Raw genomic sequence first — 4,289 nt, 5'->3', positions numbered from 1 at the left:
CCACTTCGCTCTCCGTGGAGACAACCTCCGACACTTCCTCCTCGGGGCTCGCCATGGCCGAGCCGCAACCGACAGACAGCGCCACAGCCCCCACCACGGCCCACAGCATCTTCATCGGACGCATGCGTTCTCCTCCGCGACAACCCCTTTCCTCCCCGCCCAGGCATTGGAGCGGGTGACGGAGGGGCGGTGTCGCGGAAGGCAAGGTGAGCGTGCGAGCAGGCGCCCGCAATCCCTGCCTTCCGGGCAACAGGACTGTCCCGCGCGAAGCGAAGCAGCAATCCCTGCCTGTCATTGACCTGCCCCCCGCGCGGGACATCCACCCACACGACTCCCATGGAAGGCACGTTCAGTCATCCTCCGGCAGCCCTCTCACAGACACAACAGGGCTTGAGTGCCCGGGCTCCGCTGTCCCGGGTGGCATTGGGTTCAAACCATTCCCTGAGCATCGCCCCCAATGGCAGTGTCTGGACCTGGGGCTGCAACTATCTTGGCCAGCTGGGGGACGGCTCCACGGCGCACAGCTTCCTGCCGAAGGTGGTGCCGGGCGTCAGTGGCATCGTGGCCGTCTCCGCGGGCACGTACCACTCGCTGGCCGTCGGACAGGATGGCTCGTTCTCGGGCTGGGGCTATAGCTCCGTGGGTCCGCCGGCGGGAGAAGGCTTCGGGCCGGGACAGACGCCCCCGGCGCACGGGCCCGCGTTGTAGGGAGCCCGGGCGCCCGTAGCGCGACGCCCGCCCCGCGCCCTGTCACGGGCACGGGGCAGGGGCTGCTTCACGGCGTGGGATAGAGCTTCACCGCGATGTCGCCGCCCGGCGCGAAGCCCCATGCGGTGCTTCCGGAGTTGGGGACAGAGGCGCTGTAGAGGTAGTACCAGACGCTGGAGCTGGGCGACGGCGCGATGAAGGGCCGCCACACCGCGAAGTCCGCCTTGCCGTCACCGTCGTAGTCCCCGGGGACGGGCACGTCCCCCGACAGGCCAAAGGCCCCAGCCGCGAGCGTCCCGGTGGCGGGATTGACCAGGTAGTACCAGGTCCCGTTGGACGGCCGGAACACGGCGAGCTCCGCCTTGCCGTCACCGGTGTAGTCCGCGGGGACGGGGATGTCGCTGGAGAAGCCGAACGTGTGGATGAACGCAGGGCCCCCGGAGCTGTAGAGGATGTACCAGGTGGCGGTGGAGGGGCGCCACACGGCCAGGTCCGCCTTGCCGTCACCGTCGTAGTCGGCCGGCAGCGGCAGGTCTCCGTATTGTCCCCAGTGCGTCGTCACCGTGGTGCCGTAGCAGCTGTGGATGATGTGCCATTGGCCCGTCGAGGGCCGCCACACCGCGACGTCCGCCTTCCCGTTGCCGTCGTAGTCGGCGGGCACGGCGATGTCGCCGCTCTGGCCGAGCTGCGCCGTGGTGGTGTCCCGGGCATTGCGAAGCTTCCAGACGCCCGTGGAGGGCTTCCACACGGCGATGTCCGTCGCCCCGTCGCCGTCGTAGTCCGCCGGGACGACGCGGGACTGACTGTCTCCGAAGAAGAGGGTGGTGTTGGGCCCCTGGAGGGACTGGATCTTCCAGGCGCCCGTGGGCGGGTTGAACACCACCAGGTCGGACACACCGTCGCCGTCGAAGTCCTGCGCGGGGCCCGTGCTGGGGGCTCCGGCGCAGAGGTTCACCGCGGCTTGCTGCGTGCCGGTCTCCTCCGGCGTGGCGGTGGCAGGATCTTCGCCACAGCCGGTTCCAAGCAGCATCACCGAAGCGGACAGCCACATCATTCTGGATACGAGCATTGAACTCCCTCTAAGAGTGGGAGTCCCTTCGTACCAAGTAAATCGAGAATAGTAATTATATGGTGGGAACAGGTGTTCCACGGGAAGTATCGGACGGAGCGGGGCCCTCTTCGTCCGTGGACGCCGCGGCGGGGGCCACGTCCTCGGTCACGGGCGAACTCAGCGTCCAGATCACGCCGTAGGTGGAGCCAATGGCCCTGTAGCTCGCGCGCTTTCCGCAGCCCGAGACCCCCACCGTGACGGGATCCAGGTGTGAGGCCTTGAGTCGCGCCTTCGCGCACTCCAGGTCGAACTCCGCGCGCGCCCTCACGTCGGGAACCCATGAGCACTGGCCCATCCTGCAGCGCAGCTCATAGATGAATTCGTCGTTGCATCCGCTCATCTGATACTGATTTTCGCCGAGGTAGGCGGGCGTCAGCTCCTCGGCGCACTTGAGGTCCTTGGCCGCGATCTTCTCCAGGTTCGCATAGCGCTTCGCGTTCATGGAGGGGCCCATCCCGGACAGGTCCACCTTGGAGTTGCTCCGGCTGCCGCCGCAGCCAGACACCAGGAACGCCATGCCCAGACCCGTGACTGCCCATTGAGAGAGGTTCATGGGCACCCATCTACCATGCGCTTGCAGCCATGCGCTTGCAGCCATGCGCTCTTGCACGGCGCATCCCTGGCGGTGTCTGCTCCGGGGCCCATGTCACGCAACTCGCAGTGGAAGGTGCTCCTCCTCGGTGTCTCGGCCCTGGTGCTCGTCGTCGCGCTGGTCTTCGCCAGTGGGACGACGGGAGCACCCGGTGAGCTGTACCCGGAGCTGCCGGAGAAGGACGCGTTCGCCGAGCAGGCCCTGGAGGCCCTCCGTGCCACGGGCATCACGGGCGAGCTGACCTACGACCCGGAGCGCTTCCTCATCCAGAGCTCCACCCCGGACGACCTGGCGCGCTGGGGCATCTCCTACGAGCAGGCCCACACCGACGCGATGGCCAACCTGCGGCGGCTGGACTCCGTGCCGCTCAGGCACGTGCCCTGGGCACGTGCCTGATCGCCACGAATGACAGCTACGGGGCCTCGCGGCTGCTGCTGGAGGACGTGCTGAGCGGCTGCGAGGTCAAGGGCGAGCGGGTGGTGACGGTGCCCAACAGGGACTCGCTGCTCATCACCGGCGCCGAGGACGCGGAGGGCCTGCTCGAGGTGGCGGAGGCCACCATGGCGGGCCTCAAGGCGCCACGCCCGGTGGACGGCCGCGCGCTGCGCCTCACCGCCGACGGATGGAGGCCCTTCCTTCCCGAGCCGGGCAGCCCGTCGCGGAGTCTCCTGGAGAACCTCGCGTTCGCCAGCCGGGTGCGCGGCTACCAGGAGCAGACGGAGCGGCTGCGGCGGCAGCATGAAAAGGAGGGCTCCCAGCTCTACGTCGCCGGCTACGTCCCGGAGCAGGACGCGAAGGGGCGCTTCTTCGGCCAGACCCTCTGGTTCAACGACGGCGAGACGCTGCTGCCGCGTGCGGACGTCATCCTCTTCATGGACACGTCGCTGGGCCCGGACGCGCCCCCGGTGGCCTCCGTGCGCTGGGACCTCGTGGTGCGCGACGCCGGGACGATGCTGATGCCGGAGCCGGGGCTGTACCCGGAGCGCTACCGCGTGCGGGGCTTTCCCTCGAAGGAGCTGCTGCAGCGCTGGAAGTCCGACCCGACGGCCATGGACGTGCCCTGAGGAGGGACGCTCATCCATCCATCGCGGCTCAGGGCTCGAAGCGCGCGAGGAAGACCTTGTACCCCAGTGATTGGAAGATCGGACGGGCAGCCACCAGTCCGGCCCGGGCGAACATCGCGAACAGGGCGGCATCGGATTCGATGGGCTGGATCTGCGCGAAGAGCTGGCGCCGACGCTCCAGCGCCTCCAGGGGAATTCCATACGCCCGCAGCCGCCGCAGCTCCACGTTCATCAGCTCGGGGTCCTTGCCGACGCGGCAGCCCAGCACGAGGGGCGCTCCCGGCTTGAGCCGCCGGGTCACCTCGCGCAGCAGTTCGATGCGGGCCTCGTCGCCCTCCACATGGTGCAGGACGCCCATCACCTGCGCGCCGTCGAACGGAGGGCCCGCGGGCAGGGTCTTCAGCTCCCCCACGTGCAGGTGCGTGCGTGAGAGCATCCCCTCGGCCTCCAGGCGGCCCCGGGCGACGTCGAGCATGGCCTCGGAGGGGTCGACACCCGTGAAGCGCCAACCCGGCACGTTGAAGCGGGTGTAGGGCATCAGCTCCGCGCCCGTGCCCAGTCCCACGAAGAGCAGCGAGGCCGCGTCCTGGCCGTCGAGCTGGGCCGTCAACGCGCTGACGCCGAGTTCGTACAGGGCCTCCGCGCCCGCGAGGTTGACGGACGCCTGGGCGTCGTAGTGGGCGGCGCGGTCGGCGCCAAAGCCCGGCACGATGGGGTGGTGGGCGTGAGAGGCGGGGTGTTCGTGAGCCATGACGTGTCCTCGGGAGTCGGGCGATGAGACCCGAGGATGCGTCATGAACGCGACGGGCGGGAG

General features: G+C 69.0%; 6 protein-coding genes. 3 read left to right on the top strand and 3 right to left on the bottom strand.

Annotated features, from left to right (window positions below; all coding sequences use genetic code 11):
* Positions 1-423: 423 nt before the first annotated feature.
* Entirely contained in the window at positions 424-708 is a 285-nt protein-coding gene (locus D7X12_RS39835; protein WP_158620216.1) for an RCC1 domain-containing protein, read from the top strand.
* 67 nt (positions 709-775) lie between these two features.
* On the opposite strand, the gene D7X12_RS39830 is transcribed toward D7X12_RS39835, so the two are convergent.
* Together D7X12_RS39830 and D7X12_RS39825 are read right to left on the bottom strand one after the other, a co-directional pair.
* A complete protein-coding gene (locus D7X12_RS39830; RefSeq protein WP_120630362.1) occupies positions 776-1,777 on the bottom strand; it encodes an FG-GAP repeat domain-containing protein in 1,002 nt (333 codons plus the stop codon).
* 55 nt (positions 1,778-1,832) lie between these two features.
* Positions 1,833-2,372, bottom strand: a complete 540-nt coding sequence (locus tag D7X12_RS39825) for a hypothetical protein (RefSeq protein WP_147443955.1) — start codon at positions 2,370-2,372, stop codon at positions 1,833-1,835.
* A gap of 90 nt (positions 2,373-2,462) precedes the next feature.
* Here D7X12_RS39825 and D7X12_RS39820 point away from each other — a divergent pair, with 90 nt between their 5' ends.
* Positions 2,463-2,807: a hypothetical protein gene (locus D7X12_RS39820; RefSeq protein WP_120630360.1), complete on the top strand. Its 345-nt coding sequence runs from the start codon at positions 2,463-2,465 to the stop codon at positions 2,805-2,807.
* 47 nt (positions 2,808-2,854) lie between these two features.
* The gene (locus D7X12_RS39815; protein ID WP_120630359.1) at positions 2,855-3,475 is read left to right on the top strand and encodes a DUF1444 domain-containing protein; all 621 of its coding nucleotides are present in this window, start codon (positions 2,855-2,857) and stop codon (positions 3,473-3,475) included.
* Between the two features lie 28 nt (positions 3,476-3,503).
* On the opposite strand, the gene D7X12_RS39810 is transcribed toward D7X12_RS39815, so the two are convergent.
* Positions 3,504-4,226, bottom strand: a complete 723-nt coding sequence (locus tag D7X12_RS39810; RefSeq protein ID WP_120630358.1) for a class I SAM-dependent methyltransferase — start codon at positions 4,224-4,226, stop codon at positions 3,504-3,506.
* Positions 4,227-4,289 lie beyond the last annotated feature (63 nt).

The sequence above is a fragment of the Corallococcus sicarius genome (genome assembly GCF_003611735.1).
Taxonomy (GTDB): Bacteria; Myxococcota; Myxococcia; order Myxococcales; family Myxococcaceae; genus Corallococcus; species Corallococcus sicarius.
This window is presented reverse-complemented; position numbering and strand designations above follow the sequence as displayed.